Annotated in this window: 14 protein-coding genes; 2 read left to right on the plus strand and 12 right to left on the minus strand. The window is 56.1% G+C overall.

Annotation, left to right across the window (positions count from 1 at the left end; translation table 11 throughout):
• Positions 1 to 214: 214 nt before the first annotated feature.
• The 10 genes from ACE38U_RS20480 to ACE38U_RS20525 form a co-directional block, all read right to left on the minus strand.
• Positions 215 to 685 (minus strand): DoxX family protein, encoded by a 471-nt coding sequence (locus ACE38U_RS20480; RefSeq protein WP_375530444.1) that lies wholly within the window; start codon positions 683 to 685, stop codon positions 215 to 217.
• A gap of 19 nt (positions 686 to 704) precedes the next feature.
• Positions 705 to 1,451, minus strand: coding sequence for an HvfC/BufC family peptide modification chaperone (locus ACE38U_RS20485; RefSeq protein WP_375530445.1), 747 nt, complete (start codon positions 1,449 to 1,451; stop codon positions 705 to 707).
• The gene (gene bufB / locus ACE38U_RS20490) at positions 1,448 to 2,284 is read right to left on the minus strand and encodes an MNIO family bufferin maturase (protein ID WP_375530446.1); all 837 of its coding nucleotides are present in this window, start codon (positions 2,282 to 2,284) and stop codon (positions 1,448 to 1,450) included. Before bufB ends, ACE38U_RS20485 begins: the two co-directional genes overlap by 4 nt.
• Positions 2,285 to 2,300: 16 nt before the next feature.
• Positions 2,301 to 2,567, minus strand: a complete 267-nt coding sequence (locus tag ACE38U_RS20495) for a BufA1 family periplasmic bufferin-type metallophore (RefSeq protein WP_039300972.1) — start codon at positions 2,565 to 2,567, stop codon at positions 2,301 to 2,303.
• 92 nt (positions 2,568 to 2,659) lie between these two features.
• A complete protein-coding gene (locus ACE38U_RS20500) occupies positions 2,660 to 3,427 on the minus strand; it encodes an alpha/beta fold hydrolase (RefSeq protein WP_375530447.1) in 768 nt (255 codons plus the stop codon).
• Positions 3,428 to 3,459: 32 nt separating this feature from the next.
• Positions 3,460 to 3,723: a YdgH/BhsA/McbA family protein gene (locus ACE38U_RS20505; RefSeq protein ID WP_370527413.1), complete on the minus strand. Its 264-nt coding sequence runs from the start codon at positions 3,721 to 3,723 to the stop codon at positions 3,460 to 3,462.
• Between the two features lie 209 nt (positions 3,724 to 3,932).
• Complete coding sequence (gene fdnI / locus ACE38U_RS20510) at positions 3,933 to 4,589, minus strand: formate dehydrogenase-N subunit gamma (protein ID WP_038482885.1); 657 nt, start codon at positions 4,587 to 4,589, stop codon at positions 3,933 to 3,935.
• Complete coding sequence (gene fdxH, locus ACE38U_RS20515) at positions 4,576 to 5,460, minus strand: formate dehydrogenase subunit beta (RefSeq protein ID WP_038474973.1); 885 nt, start codon at positions 5,458 to 5,460, stop codon at positions 4,576 to 4,578. The genes fdnI and fdxH overlap by 14 nt, the downstream gene beginning before the upstream one ends.
• Before the next feature lie 11 nt (positions 5,461 to 5,471).
• Positions 5,472 to 8,519: a formate dehydrogenase-N subunit alpha gene (fdnG, locus tag ACE38U_RS20520; protein WP_144244035.1), complete on the minus strand. Its 3,048-nt coding sequence runs from the start codon at positions 8,517 to 8,519 to the stop codon at positions 5,472 to 5,474.
• Between the two features lie 234 nt (positions 8,520 to 8,753).
• Positions 8,754 to 9,005, minus strand: a complete 252-nt coding sequence (locus ACE38U_RS20525; protein WP_038474967.1) for a DUF1158 family protein — start codon at positions 9,003 to 9,005, stop codon at positions 8,754 to 8,756.
• Positions 9,006 to 9,493: 488 nt separating this feature from the next.
• Between ACE38U_RS20525 and parM the strand changes: the two genes are divergently transcribed.
• Positions 9,494 to 10,543: a plasmid segregation protein ParM domain-containing protein gene (gene parM / locus ACE38U_RS20530; protein WP_375530448.1), complete on the plus strand. Its 1,050-nt coding sequence runs from the start codon at positions 9,494 to 9,496 to the stop codon at positions 10,541 to 10,543.
• Positions 10,536 to 11,177, plus strand: a complete 642-nt coding sequence (locus tag ACE38U_RS20535) for a hypothetical protein (protein WP_375530449.1) — start codon at positions 10,536 to 10,538, stop codon at positions 11,175 to 11,177. Before parM ends, ACE38U_RS20535 begins: the two co-directional genes overlap by 8 nt.
• A gap of 44 nt (positions 11,178 to 11,221) precedes the next feature.
• On the opposite strand, the gene ACE38U_RS20540 is transcribed toward ACE38U_RS20535, so the two are convergent.
• Positions 11,222 to 11,944 carry a dienelactone hydrolase family protein gene (locus ACE38U_RS20540; protein WP_038474960.1) on the minus strand — a complete coding sequence of 241 codons (723 nt, stop codon included), beginning with the start codon at positions 11,942 to 11,944 and terminating at the stop codon, positions 11,222 to 11,224.
• Between the two features lie 253 nt (positions 11,945 to 12,197).
• Positions 12,198 to 13,127: a LysR substrate-binding domain-containing protein gene (locus tag ACE38U_RS20545; RefSeq protein ID WP_176982959.1), complete on the minus strand. Its 930-nt coding sequence runs from the start codon at positions 13,125 to 13,127 to the stop codon at positions 12,198 to 12,200.
• Positions 13,128 to 13,220 lie beyond the last annotated feature (93 nt).

The following is a 13,220-nucleotide window of genomic DNA, read 5'->3' on the forward strand; positions in this document are numbered from 1 at the left end:
ATCCATGCACCACTTGTGTTCACTGCCGCACAGGCAGCTTAGAAAATAAACGGCGCATTCAGCCCGTTTATGTCTGCGTTCACTGCCGCACAGGCAGCTTAGAAACATCACTCCGGACACGGCTGCGCTGAAAGCATGCTCACTGCCGTACAGGCAGTTCAAACCAGCAAGAGCGGCACGGAGAAACTGGTTCCCGTGTCGCCCCTGCATTCCCTCACGCCAGCTTCAGCACTCTGTCCAGTGACCAGCGGCCTGCGCCGCGGGCGATAATCAGCAGCAGCAAACCGCCCCAAATCAGGTGCGTAGGCCATGCATCCGGGTAGACAAAAATCTCAATCACCAGCGTCATAAACAGCAGGCCTGCGGCGGCGAAGCGTGAAAACAGGCCCAGCACCAGCAGAACAGGGAAGGTGTGCTCGGCAAACGTGGCGAGGTGCGCGGCGATGTTATAGGGGATGAGCGGCAGCGCGTATTCGGTGCGGAACAGCTCGTAGGTGGACGGTTTTAGCGTCATAAATCCCGTCACTTTGGTGCGGCCAGACAGGAAAAACACCGCAGCAATGCCTACGCGGGCGACAAGTAACAGCACGCTATCGCTGACGCCTGCCTGAAGCCGGTCCCAGAGTCTATTCCACAGCGAGCGAACTCCCTGCTCCGTCATTTTTTGTTCAGATACTTTCATCATTTAACCTCAAAGAGTGTGATTAAGATGCAGCGAAAATACCGCTGCTAAGCATGTTGCTGAAAAAGGGGCCGAGGGCGAGGGTTGGCTCGGCAACCAGCGCCTGTTCGCTGGCCTGGTCAAGGGGTGCTCCCTGGCGGCAGGCGGTCAGAAAAACCGTGCCTCCCTGGCTTAAGGGTTCGGCAAAAATTTGCTGCTGACGGCGAACCAGCAGGGCGCCTTCCCCCTGCCAGTGAAGCGTCTCCGGCGTTGCTGTCTGATGGCGGTTGAATGCCCAGAGCGTGAACACCGGCAGTGTGGCATGCCAGTACCAGCGAACGCTGGCCCGCAGCGGTAATGAACGGGTGCCTAACGTCTCCGGAGGAATATTTGCCAGCGTATGTATATCCAACGGGGCCGAAGACTCAGCGCAAAACACCTCCAGCCAGAGCCTGTCCAGCTCCGCTACCGCGCTTAAATACGGCAGCTCGCGGGCTGGTGGATAAACGGCGATAAAAGCAGGGAAGGCATCGCCGTAGCGAATTAATTCCCCTCCGCGCGGCGGTTGTTCAAGCGCGTAGCCGCGCGCCATTTCACGGAAAAAGTCGCGGCCGGTAAGCCGTGAAACGCTGGGGAAGTTAGCCTCCAGAGCGTCCACGCAGGCTTTGATCACGCCGTTGCGGTAAACGGCCATGCCTGGCTGGTGCTGAAAATGGCTAAGCCCGGATCGAGCCTCACCATATAACAGGCCAATAAACGCCTCGTGATAGCGGCTTAAGGTGTTACTCATGCGGTGGCTCCCAGCGTGTCGATGATGTGCTGCGCGCGCTGCTGTTCGGCCAGCAGCTCATCGAACGACGGCAGGTTGTCATCCCGTTCGATAAGCGTGGGTTTTGCTCCCGCTCGCCGAATCAGTTGCTTATACAGCAGCCAGACATCCTCGGAGACTGACCGATCGTGGCTATCAATCAGCAAATGGCTACCGCCTTCGTCGGCGCTAAAGCCCGCCAGGTGGATCTCGGTGATACGTTCGGTCGGAAAGCGGTTCAGCCAGGCCACTGCATCAAACTCAAGGTTGTGGGCGCTCAGCCAGACGTTATTCAGATCCAGCAGCAGGCCGCATCCGCTCCGGCGGCTGACTTCGTCGAGAAATTCGATTTCATCCCACTCGTGTTCCGGCATTTGCAAATAATGCGTCGGATTTTCCAGTGAAATCTGGCGGCCCAGCGCATCCTGCACGCGGTTGATATTATCTATGACGCGGTTCAGTACCCGCGTGGTTCTCGGCACCGGCAGCAGGTCGGGGTAATAAACCCCGTTCCAGCGCGACCAGGCGAGGTGCTCTGAAACGAGCGCGGGTTTGATGTCGGTCACTAACGCTCTTAGCTGCGCGAGCAATTGAGCGTCCGGCGGTTCGTCTGCAGCCAACGAGAGCGAAACGCCGTGCAGGGAGATCTGATGCTGCTGGCGAATGGCCGCCAGCCACTCTCTGCGCGGGCCACCCGCCATGAGATAATTTTCACTGTGAACCTCGAACCAGAGGGTTGATGGACTGGCCCAGGCGTCGGCGTAATGCTCAGGCTTAAGGCCTAACCCGGCGCCCAAATTGATAGTCATCGTCATGTGAGTGGCCCTTTTATTAACCTTCGGTCAGCGAGCCGTGGCCATTTGGCGTTTGGATCGATGTGCAGGTGCCCGCCGGCACCATTTTGTAGGCATTTTTTTGGTAATCGACTTTAGAAGTCCCTGCGCAGGTGGTGCCCGCGCCGGCCTTGCAGTCGTTATCAGCAGCTTTGGCAATACCAAAACAGCGCTCAAGGTTTGGCCCGGTTAATTCAGCGGCAAAAGAGGCCGCGCTGAAAGAAACCAAAGACAGGGCAATAGCGGACATAGCAATACGGTTCATCGTGTTCTCCAGATAATTAAAATGAATTTAGCAACGGTAAATAATCGGCTAATTATTGAGAGCGTTATTTCCTCCTTATTAAATAAGGCGAGTTAATTCCCCGAAGTAATATTCACGGCTTTAAAGATCGTGCGGGCGACATTTCTCGGGTCATAAAGCATCGGCACGTGGCTGACCGGCAATTCAGTGACATGAGCATGGATTTTCTTCGCCATTGCCCGCTCCAGATCCGGGTTAATCATCCGGTCATTGCTGCCGACCAGGAACCAGCTTGGCTTCTGTTGCCAGGCGGCGGTGGTCACTTTTTCGGTGAAGCTTGCGGCGGCAATCGGCATCTGGGTGATGCCGATAATGTTCTGCGTTTCAGGCGTCGCATCCTGGGCAAAGTCGGTGGCGACGGCCTTCGGGTCGAGGCTCAGGAAGCCGTCCGCGCCCTTGATGATTTTTGCGCTGCCAGGCGGGGCGGGGAAGCTGTTAGCCAGGTCGGCCGTTGACTGGCCTGGCGACGGCGCAAAGGCGTTGATGTACACCAGCCCTTTAACTTTCGGGTCGTTGCCCGCCTCGGTAATCACCGTGCCGCCCCAGGAATGACCGACCAGAATAACGTCACCTTTGGCGCGGGCGATGGCGCGTTTGGTCGCCGCTACGTCATCTTTCAGCGACGTGAGCGGGATTTGCGCGGTGATGATTTCGTAATGGCGCGTTTGCAGCACGGGGATCACCTGCTCCCAGCTGCCGGTGGCATCGGCGAAGGCGCCGTGCACTAACACGATGGTGTGCTGCGTTTCCGCCTGGGCGGCAAAGCCGGTCATCAGGCTAGCCGCAGCCAGCGCCAGCAGCGTTTTACGCGTGGGTTTCATTTCATTTTCCTGTTTTAGGGGGAGGGAATAAATCAGCGGTAAATATCGGCGCTGCCGAAGTAGCTGTTGTTGCCGCCGGCGGAGACAACTCGCCAGGCGCTGGCGCCAGCTTTCTCGGCTTTCTGAGCCAGTTTTTCATTGAGCTGCTCGAGGGACAGCGTGGTGCTCTCGCTTTCAGTGACGGTGCCAATTTTTACCAGGCCCTGGGCGCTATGAACTTCTTTGGCAGCAAAAGCGGGTGCTACGGCAGCGGCAAGTACGAGCGGGAGAATAACGTTGCGGAACAGTTTCATCATAAGCCTCACATATCAGGTCGTTGAACACGTTGCCGCCTGCAGGTGGCGGATGCGCTTATTTAACGCCTGGTTTGTATGTGGGCTGTGTCAGGTGGCGAGGGATTTGTTTTGTTGTTTAGCTGAGCGCGGTGTGGATACAAAACAACACAATTCTTTTGCGTTGTGCCGGGTGAACCCCTCTTCCATGGCGGAAGAGGGGGAACGAGCGGTTACTTCAGACCTTCGCGATTCTCTTTTTTGGCCTCTTCGGCCTCGATAGCGCGATACCAGCGTGGGTGGTGCTTCTTCGCCCAGCGGCGGCTGACCTTGCCGACGATCATGCCCTTAACCGATCCTTTCACCCAAAACGCCATGTACATATGGATCAGGATGGCGTGGATCAGAATAATGGCCGACGCCGCGTGGATAAGCAGGCTGTAGCGAATCATCCACATCGGGAAGTAGTGCGCGAACCACGGCCGCCAGATAATAATCCCGGTCACCAGCAGCACGAAAATCATGCTCATAATGCTCCAGAACATCATCTTCTGCCCGGCGTTGTATTTGCCCACGTCCGCCACTTTATGCTCGTTGCCTTTCAGCACCTCAACAATGCCTTTCAGCCAGGGTAAATCCTGCTTATCGGGAATGTTGTGATGCACGAAGCGCACGAACATAAACATCAGCGCCACAAAAATAGCCACGCCGAAGAACGGATGCAAAATACGCCCCATCTGCGGTGTGCCGAAGGTTTCCGTCAGCCATTGCAGCGTCGGGAAGAACAGCGCGATGCCGGACAGCGACACGAGGAAGAAGCAAATCACTACCGTCCAGTGACAGGCACGGTCGATGAATTTCGTTCTGACAATCATCTTACTCATGCTTATCCTCCTCGTCTTCGTCCACCTCTTCGTTCGGGCCAATGCCGATATAGTGGAAAATCAATGCGCCGAAGGTGGCGACAAACCCCGCCGCCGACAGCGGTTTCAGAATGCCTTTCCACAGGTTGATTGGGGTATCAATCTTCGGCTCTTTCGGCAGGTTGTGGTACAGCTCCGGCCTGTCGGCATGGTGCAGCACGTAAACTACGTGCGTGCCGCCCACGCCCTGCGGGTTATAAACGCCCGCATGTTCAAAGCCGCGTTTTTTCAGCTTCTCAACGCGCTGGTCTGCCATTTCCAGCATTTCCTGGCGGGTGCCAAAGTGAATCGCGCCGGTTGGGCAGGTTTTCACGCAGGCAGGCTCCTGGCCGACGCTCACGCGGTCAACGCACAGGGTGCATTTATAAACGCGGTTATCGTCTTTGTTCAGGCGAGGCACGTTGAACGGACAGCCCGCGATGCAGTAGCCGCAGCCGATGCAGTGCTCGGACTGGAAGTCCACGATGCCGTTGGCGTACTGAATAATCGCCCCGGCGGACGGGCAGGCTTTGAGGCAGCCCGGATCCTCGCAGTGCATACAGCCATCTTTGCGGATGAGCCATTCCAGCTTGCCGTTTTCACGGGTTTCTGAAAAACGCATCAGCGTCCAGGACTTGGCGCTCAGATCGGCGGGGTTATCGTAAACCCCCACGCAGTGGCCGACTTCGTCGCGGATGTCGTTCCACTCCGAGCAGGCAACCTGGCAGGCCTTGCAGCCGATACAGCTTGTGACATCGATGAGCTTGGTAACTTCTTCCTTGAAGTCACGCGCCCGCGGCGGCGGCGTGAAGCTGTTGGTCGCCGAGCGTTTGATAATATCCTGAGATTGCATGGACATTGTTTTCTCCCTTACGCCTTCTCAATGTTGACCAGAAACGCCTTGTACTCCGGCGTTTGCGAGTTGGCGTCGCCTATCGACGGCGTCAGGGTATTGGCGAGATAGCCCTTGCGTGCCGCCCCTTCAAAGCCCCAATGCAGCGGAATACCGACGGTTTCGATTTCCTGGCCGCCCGCGTGCAGGGTTTGCAGGCGCGGCGTCACCACGGCCACGGCTTTAATAAAGCCGCGTTTGCTGCTGACTTTCACCCAGTCGCCGTGCGCAATGCCTTTGGCCTTCGCCAGCCCTTCGCTTATTTCAACGAACTGCTCCGGCTGCACGATGGCGTTAAGCCGCGCGTGCTTGGTCCAGGTGTGGAAGTGCTCGGTCAGGCGATAAGTCGTGCCGACATACGGGAACTGCTGCCTGCGGCCCATGCGCTTCGCGTCCGCCTCGTACAGGCGTGCCGCCGGGTTGGAAACCACGTTCGGGTGCAGCGGGTTGGTGCCCAGCGGCGTTTCGAACGGCTCGTAGTGCTCCGGGAACGGTCCTTCGGCCAGCTTGTCGAGTGCGAACAAGCGCCCCAGGCCTTCCTGCTGCATGATGAACGGCCCCACGCCGCTGTCCGGGGCGGCGGTGCTGAAGTCTGGAATATCGTTCCCGACCCATTTCGTACCGTTCCACTGGATCAGCATGCGCTTCGCGTCCCACGGTTTCCCCTGCAGGTCTGCCGAGGCGCGGTTGTACAGCACGCGGCGGTTCATCGGCCACGCCCACGCCCAGCCCAGCGTATTGCCCAGCCCGGACGGATCCGCGTTGTCGCGGTTCGCCATCTGGTTGCCTTTGCTGGTCCAGCTCCCGGCGTAAATCCAGCAGCCCGAGGCGGTAGAGCCGTCGTCACGCAGCAGCGCGAAGGAGTCCAGCAGCTGGCCTTTTTTCGCCTGCAGGTTGCCGTTGGCGTCAAACAAATCTTCCAGCGCGTAGCCGTTGCTCTCTTTGGCGATCTCTTCGGACTCGGGATGAGCCGGCTGGTGGTAGTCCCAGCGCATTTTCATCAGCGGCTCAACGCCTTTGCCGCCTTCGGCCTGGTACATCTGGCGCAGGCGGTGGTAAAGCCCGGCAAGAATTTCGCCGTCGTTAAGCGCTTCGCCCGGTGCATCTGCGCCTTTCCAGTGCCACTGCAGCCAGCGGCCGGAGTTGGCGATGGAACCGTCTTCTTCTGCAAAGCAAGTGGACGGCAGGCGGAACACTTCGGTCTGGATCTTCGTCGGGTCGACGTCGTTCATCTCGCCGTGGTTCTGCCAGAAGTTGGAGGTTTCCGTCACCAGCGGATCGATAACCACCATGTACTTCAGCTTGCTCAGGCTGGCGACAACCTTGTTTTTATCCGGGAACGAGGCGACGGGGTTAAAGCCCTGGCACAGGTAGCCGGTCACGAGATTGCGATCCATCATGTCGAAGTACTTCAGCACGTCGTAGGCCTGATCCCACTTCGGCAGCCAGTCAAAGCCCCAGCCGTTTTCCTTCTGCGCTTCGTCGCCGTAAAACGCTTTCATCAGGCTGACGAAGAACTTCGGATAGTTACTCCAGTAGTTAACCTGGCCCGGCAGCGTGGCTTTTGGCGTGTTGGTTGCGAGGTAGTCCTCGAGCGTGGTTTGCTTCTCGGACGGCAAAGACAGGTAGCCTGGCAGGCTGGTGGACAGCAGGCCGAGGTCGGTCAGACCCTGAATGTTGGAGTGACCACGCAGCGCGTTGACGCCGCCGCCCGCCATGCCCATGTTACCCAGCAGCAGCTGGATCATCGCCATGGTGCGGATGTTCTGTGCGCCCACGGTGTGCTGAGTCCAGCCCAGCGCGTACAGGAACGTGGTGGTGCGGTCCACCGCGCTGGTTGAGGCCAGCACTTCGCACACTTTCAGGAAGTCCGCCTGCGGCGTGCCGCAGATATGCTCGACGACATCCGGCGTGTAGCGTGCAACGTGCTCTTTGAGCAGGTTCCACACGCAGCGTGGGTCGGTCAGCGTGTCGTCACGCTTCGCAAAGCCGTTTTCGTCGAACTGGTAGTTCCAGCTGGTTTTGTCGTACTGGCGTTTTTCTTCGTCGTAGCCGCTGAACAGGCCGTCGTCAAAGCTAAAGTCTTCGCGTACCAGCAGGGCCGCATTGGTGTAGTGTTTGACGTATTCTGCGTTGATTTTGTTGTTAGAAATCAGGTACAGAATGACGCCCGACAGGAAGGTAATGTCGGTGCCGGAGCGGATTGGCGCGTAGATATCCGCCACCGAGGCGGTGCGGGTAAAGCGCGGGTCGACCACAATCAGCGTGGCGTCGTTGTTGTTTTTGGCTTCCATCGCCCAGCGGAAACCGACCGGGTGGGCTTCAGCGGCGTTGCCGCCCATCACCATCACCACGTTGGCGTTTTTGATATCAACCCAGTGGTTGGTCATCGCACCGCGACCAAATGTTGGAGCAAGACTTGCTACCGTTGGTCCGTGTCAGACGCGCGCCTGGTTATCTACCGCCAGCATGCCCAGCGAGCGGGCAAACTTCTGGGTCAACATGCCGGTTTCGTTGCTGGCCGCCGAAGCGCACAGCATGCCGGTGGAAAGCCAGCGGTTGACCGTCACATCCTGCTCATTCTTCTCAATGAAGTTCGCATCACGGTCATCTTTCATCAGGCGGGCGATGCGAGAGAACGCGTCTTCCCAGCTGATGCGCTGCCATTTATCGGAACCTGGGGCGCGGTATTCCGGGTAGCGAAGGCGGCTATCGCTGTGAATATAGTCGAGCAGTCCTGCGCCTTTCGGGCACAGAGCGCCGCGGTTTACCGGGTGGTCCGGGTCCCCTTCGATATGGAAAATGCTGGATTTGGCATTTTTCGAGCCGTCTCCGAGGCTATACATTAATAATCCACAGCCAACAGAACAGTAAGTACAGCTATTGCGGGTTTCTTTCGCGCGCAGCAGCTTGTAGTTGCGCGTCTCCGCCAGCGCGGCTTTTGGGGCAAAGCCCAGCACCGCCGCCGTTGTACCTGCCATTCCGCCGGCGCAGATTTTGAAAAACTTCCTGCGACTGACGTTCATCGTCACCTCATTGTTACGACGTTTTTTGTGCGGGCGAAAATAGCAGCTATAGCCATTCAGATATTGCGTGAAATCAACTCGATAAACATTGGGTAGACGATTACCCCTTTAGTGTTAGCGGTTATTGGGCCGAAATAATACCTGCGTGTATCAGGCAAATAGAGAGGGAGGAGTAGGGGAATGGTACTTTGAGCGGTGCCGTTTATTCAGAAAACGGCACCTTAACTTTGGGGTTCAGATGCGGGTAATCGAGAACCAACGGCGCCAGATAAAACGTAGCAGGTAATACTCGACAGTGCCCAGCACAAGGAACCATATGCAAAACAGGATAACGTAGAGCTGGCTGAGATCGACGAGGTGGAAGGTGTCGATGAGCTTTTGCGCCAGCGTCAGCGTTAACGCCGGAGCCGGCAGCAGCAGGCACGAAAGAAAGGCCAGCAGCAAAATGCCGCCCGCGCTCAATAGCGCTTGATGTGGATGGTTCATGACGTTGTTAGCCTGAAGTTAAAAGGCTATTGTCCGGGAAACGGCAGTCGGGTGCAAATGAACATGCCGGCAGCTAACGGGGGTAAAGGTTCGTTTATCAGACTATGTATTGAAATATGAAATTTAGTCGTGGGGAAATAAAATTTCCGCATGCGGAAAAATATATTCCTTTAATATGGAATTTTTATTTCCATTTCGTTTTTGGTAATGCTGGTGATTTATATTTTAGAAGTTGATGTGTTTGTTTTACTTGTCTGTTTTTATTGGTTTTTATTTCTTTTTATGGTGCGTTTATTATTTGCGTGTTGTGTTTTTATTCAGCCAAAAGCCTTTTTAAGGTATCATTGTTGTATGTTTAGTGAAGCTGTTTTCATTTGTTATAAATAAGTAATTATATTGCCTTTCTGTCTTCACTTATTTACACGTTTAATATCGATGCGGCTGATTTTCTAATCAGGCTGCTAAATGTATAGATTGAGAAACTCCACATGTCCCACGCTCGTATGAAATTCGCCATTGATGATGGCTCCACCAACGTAAAAATCAGCTGGATTGAGAACGGTATTCTCAAGACGGTGGTGTCTCCGAATTCGTTCCGTAAAGACTGGAAAAGTGCGGCCCTGCTGCGCGGGCAGAAAGTGTTTAACTACACTATCGGCACCACCAAATACACCTACGATGCCACTTCCGACAAGGCGCTCTCCACCACGCACATTGACTATCAATATGACGATTTAAACCTGCTGGCCGTGCACCATGCGCTGCTGCAAACCGGGCTTGAGGCCTGCGATGTCGAGGTTGTCGTTACGTTGCCGATCACGCAGTTTTATAACCCGGACGACTGCCAGCGCAACGAAGAGCGCATTGAGGCTAAGCGTCAGAACCTGATGCGCGAGATCTCGTTGAACAAAGGCGAGCTGTTTAACATCGTCGGCGTGGAAGTTATGCCGGAAAGCCTGCCAGCCGCGCTGTCGCACCTGCTGGACTCTGACGCCAGCGAGTTTACCAAATCGCTGGTGATCGACTGCGGTGGAACGACGCTGGATATGGGGGTGATTGTCGGTGAATTTGACGACGTTTCGGCTATTTACGGCAACAACGAAATCGGCGTGGCGATGGTCACGGATGCAACCCGCAAGGCGCTGGCTGCGGCAGCCAGCGACTCAAGCTATCTGGTGGCAAACGAGCTGATCAAACGTCGCGACGACATGGCGTTTGTGAAAAGCGTGGTGAACGATGAAAGCCGCATTGCCGATATTTTGCAGCGCATTGAGATAAAAATCACCGAACTGGGCGATCAGGTCGCCTATGAAGCGAAGAAGTTTGCCAAAAATCCAAACCGCGTTTACCTGGTTGGCGGCGGCGCGCCGCTGATTGAGTCCGCCATCCGCGAAGCTTATTCCACGTTGGGTGAAAGGGTGGTGATGATTGATAAGCCGCAAAGCGCGCTTTCCCGGGAAATCTGCCTCTACCATTCTGACTCCGGCGCAGAATCCGTTGCAGAACCGGTGCTACTTGAGGTAGAGGAAAATGCATAACAGCCGGACGAAGCGGGTTAACTTCTCGCTTCATCTTCGCCCGGATGATTCGCAGGCCGACCAGCGCGCTTTTTCTGAGTTACGGCAATGGCATGAAGGGCTAAAGCAGAGCGGGCGATCGCGCGAAGATATGGCCATGGAGATGCGTGGGTTCCATCGTCACGTCTATCTGGCAGGCCTTCAGCTTCAGCGGCTGAGCCCCCGAGCGTGCGGGCACATTGCCGAATCTATCGGCAGGGACTCGCTGACCTTGCCGGAACTGATGGACGAGCTAAGCGCCGGTGGGCTTTTACCTGAAGGGACTCCGACCCGGGCAGCCGCGAGCGAGCAATTTTCTGAGCAACAGTTAGAGCAGTTACAGCTGCTGCTGGAAACAGTGAAGCCCGCTCCGGCGAAAAAAACCTCTCGTGCTGAGAAGGACAATGCGGCAGAGCTTGCCCGTTTGCGGGAAGAAATCGAAAAAATGAATCACCTGCTGGAGCAGCAAAATAGCCAGCTGCAGCAGCTGCGGCGCGGTGAACCAGGCGCTGCGCCAGTGGAAGCCTCTCGTGGAGGCAGCGAAGAGGTGGCATTAAGCGAAGTGGCGGCTTCGGCAGAAAAAATGAAAAAGATTCGCCAGAAAGGCATTTTCTGAAGCCGGGAAGGTGAAGCGGCCTCTGCGCACAGAGGCCATGAGCATCAGTTAAAAACGTCGCCCAGCAGGCCGTACATCTTCGCGAAAGCACGTTTTGTCACTTCCGGGTGGTACTTCGCCACGCCTTCAACATTGGCGCCAGGATCGGTGAACGAGTGAACTGCTCCGGCGTAGCTAACCAGCTGCCAGTCTACCGACGCAGCGTTCATCTCGCTGACGAACCCGGCGAGCTGCTCGCGCGGCACGAGCGGATCTTCCGCGCCGTCCAGCACCAGAAGAGAAGCTTTGATCTCGCCCGCTGCGTGGGTTTTCAGGGTATCCAGCGTGCCGTGGAAAGAGACGGCCGCTTTGATATCCGCTCCGCTTCTTGCCAGCTCCAGCGCGCAGTGCCCGCCGAAACAGAAGCCCGCAACCGCCAGCTTGCTGCCGTCGACAGCCGCCGTTTTCTGTGCGGCCAGCGCTTGCAGCGCGGCCTGCATGCGGCCCACTTCTGCTGGCGTATCTTTAACTTCCATCATCAGGGCACCGGCTTCATCGGCGTTGGTCGGGCGCTTGCCCTGGCCGTAAAGATCGGCGACCAGCACAACGTATCCCTGCGCGGCAATCCCTTTAGCCTGTTCAACTGCACCGGCGCTCACGCCCATCCAGTTTGGGGCGATCAGAATGCCCGGGAGCGCAGCGCTGTGGTTTGCCTGATAGACCAGCGCGCCTTCAAAGGTTTGCTTATCGACCTGGTAAGTGACAGGTGTTGAAATAATTTCTGACATCAGGATTAACCCCTAAATAAATTTTATAGGTTTGCAGGTGAGCGTAATTAATTCCACATCGGTCAGTTGTTAGCAATTTATTAAATTTTCAAACGCATGAATTGCTATTTTATTTAATTAAAAAAGCGTTTATTTGTTAGCGATAAATACTTTTTGTGAATAATTGTGATTTTTATTTTTACGCTCTTAGCGATTATTAAACTGCGCTAATAAAAGCGCAGTTATTCCTGATTGCGAGATGCTGAAAGGCGGGTTAGTCCTGGTACATCAAGTCCTGATATAGCCCGGCCAGTACGCCGCCGGGCTGAAATTGCTGTTTGATCCAGCGGGTCACCTGGCCTGTCGCCGCGTGCTGGGTGGCGAGTAACATGCGTGAATTCTGGCGCGGGTTGTGCACCTGGCGGGTGACTAACTGGCCGCTTTCTACCGCGCTGCGCACCATGTAATCCGGCAGAAAGCCGATGCCTTCGCCCAGGATCTGGCACTGGCATTTGGTGTTGAAGTCCGGCACTACAATCGCTTCCTGGCCGTGGAGCAGCCAGCCCACTTTTTTATTGATGGTGGAGGCGGTGTCCTCGACCATGATGTTCGGATACAGCCTGAGCTGGCTTTCGGGGATAGGTTCCTGCACCGCCGCCAGCGGATGACCGGGCGCCACGGCGAACGCCCAGCGGATGACGCCAATCTCCGTGTAGTCAATGCCGCCGCCGCCCAGCAGGGCATCCGGCGCGCCAATCGCCACGTTAACCTGGTTGTTGAGCATCGCGTCCCAAACGCCGTTGTACACCTCGGTGGTGATGGCTATCTGGCAGCCGGGGAACTGCTGTTTGAGGATTTGTAACAGGCTGGCGGTATGCTGAGGCGTGTAGAGAAGGTGGTTTATGCAGATCCTGACTTTGGCTTCGATCCCCTGCGAAATCGTGTCAATTCCCCGTCGGATCCCTTGAAAATCGTTCAATAAATCGCTGGCTTTGCGGTAGAGATAGACCCCGGATTCGGTCAGCTCAATGCTGCGGGTATTACGGATAAAAAGCGTCACGTCGAGCCAGGTCTCCATGCGCTTAATGGTGTAGCTGATCGCGGAGGTGGTCACGCCCAGCTCTTCGGCCGCGCGGCTAAAGCTGCCGTAGCGGGCGGCGCAGGTAAAAGCCTGCAAATTCTCTTCGGTAAAGATGGAATTCATTTCGTGCTCCCTTTTCACGGCGCGCAATGGGGGATTCTGACACATTTTCGAGGGATTATTAAAATGCATTCAACAATAGCGGCATCAGCGATG

The organism is Cedecea selenatireducens, assembly GCF_042138895.1.
In the GTDB taxonomy this organism is placed as follows: Bacteria; Pseudomonadota; Gammaproteobacteria; order Enterobacterales; family Enterobacteriaceae; genus Cedecea; species Cedecea selenatireducens.

What these genes read in the sequence shown, in the direction of transcription:
- ACE38U_RS20535 (WP_375530449.1), top strand. Translation starts at nt 10,536, where the DNA reads ATGCATAACAGCCGGACGAAGCGGGTTAACTTCTCGCTTCATCTTCGC.
- ACE38U_RS20540 (WP_038474960.1), bottom strand. Translation starts at nt 11,944, where the DNA reads ATGTCAGAAATTATTTCAACACCTGTCACTTACCAGGTCGATAAGCAA.
- ACE38U_RS20500 (WP_375530447.1), bottom strand. Translation starts at nt 3,427, where the DNA reads ATGAAACCCACGCGTAAAACGCTGCTGGCGCTGGCTGCGGCTAGCCTG.
- ACE38U_RS20545 (WP_176982959.1), bottom strand. Translation starts at nt 13,127, where the DNA reads ATGAATTCCATCTTTACCGAAGAGAATTTGCAGGCTTTTACCTGCGCC.
- ACE38U_RS20495 (WP_039300972.1), bottom strand. Translation starts at nt 2,567, where the DNA reads ATGAACCGTATTGCTATGTCCGCTATTGCCCTGTCTTTGGTTTCTTTC.
- ACE38U_RS20525 (WP_038474967.1), bottom strand. Translation starts at nt 9,005, where the DNA reads ATGAACCATCCACATCAAGCGCTATTGAGCGCGGGCGGCATTTTGCTG.
- fdxH (WP_038474973.1), bottom strand. Translation starts at nt 5,460, where the DNA reads ATGTCCATGCAATCTCAGGATATTATCAAACGCTCGGCGACCAACAGC.
- ACE38U_RS20505 (WP_370527413.1), bottom strand. Translation starts at nt 3,723, where the DNA reads ATGATGAAACTGTTCCGCAACGTTATTCTCCCGCTCGTACTTGCCGCT.
- ACE38U_RS20480 (WP_375530444.1), bottom strand. Translation starts at nt 685, where the DNA reads ATGATGAAAGTATCTGAACAAAAAATGACGGAGCAGGGAGTTCGCTCG.
- ACE38U_RS20485 (WP_375530445.1), bottom strand. Translation starts at nt 1,451, where the DNA reads ATGAGTAACACCTTAAGCCGCTATCACGAGGCGTTTATTGGCCTGTTA.
- bufB (WP_375530446.1), bottom strand. Translation starts at nt 2,284, where the DNA reads ATGACGATGACTATCAATTTGGGCGCCGGGTTAGGCCTTAAGCCTGAG.
- parM (WP_375530448.1), top strand. Translation starts at nt 9,494, where the DNA reads ATGTCCCACGCTCGTATGAAATTCGCCATTGATGATGGCTCCACCAAC.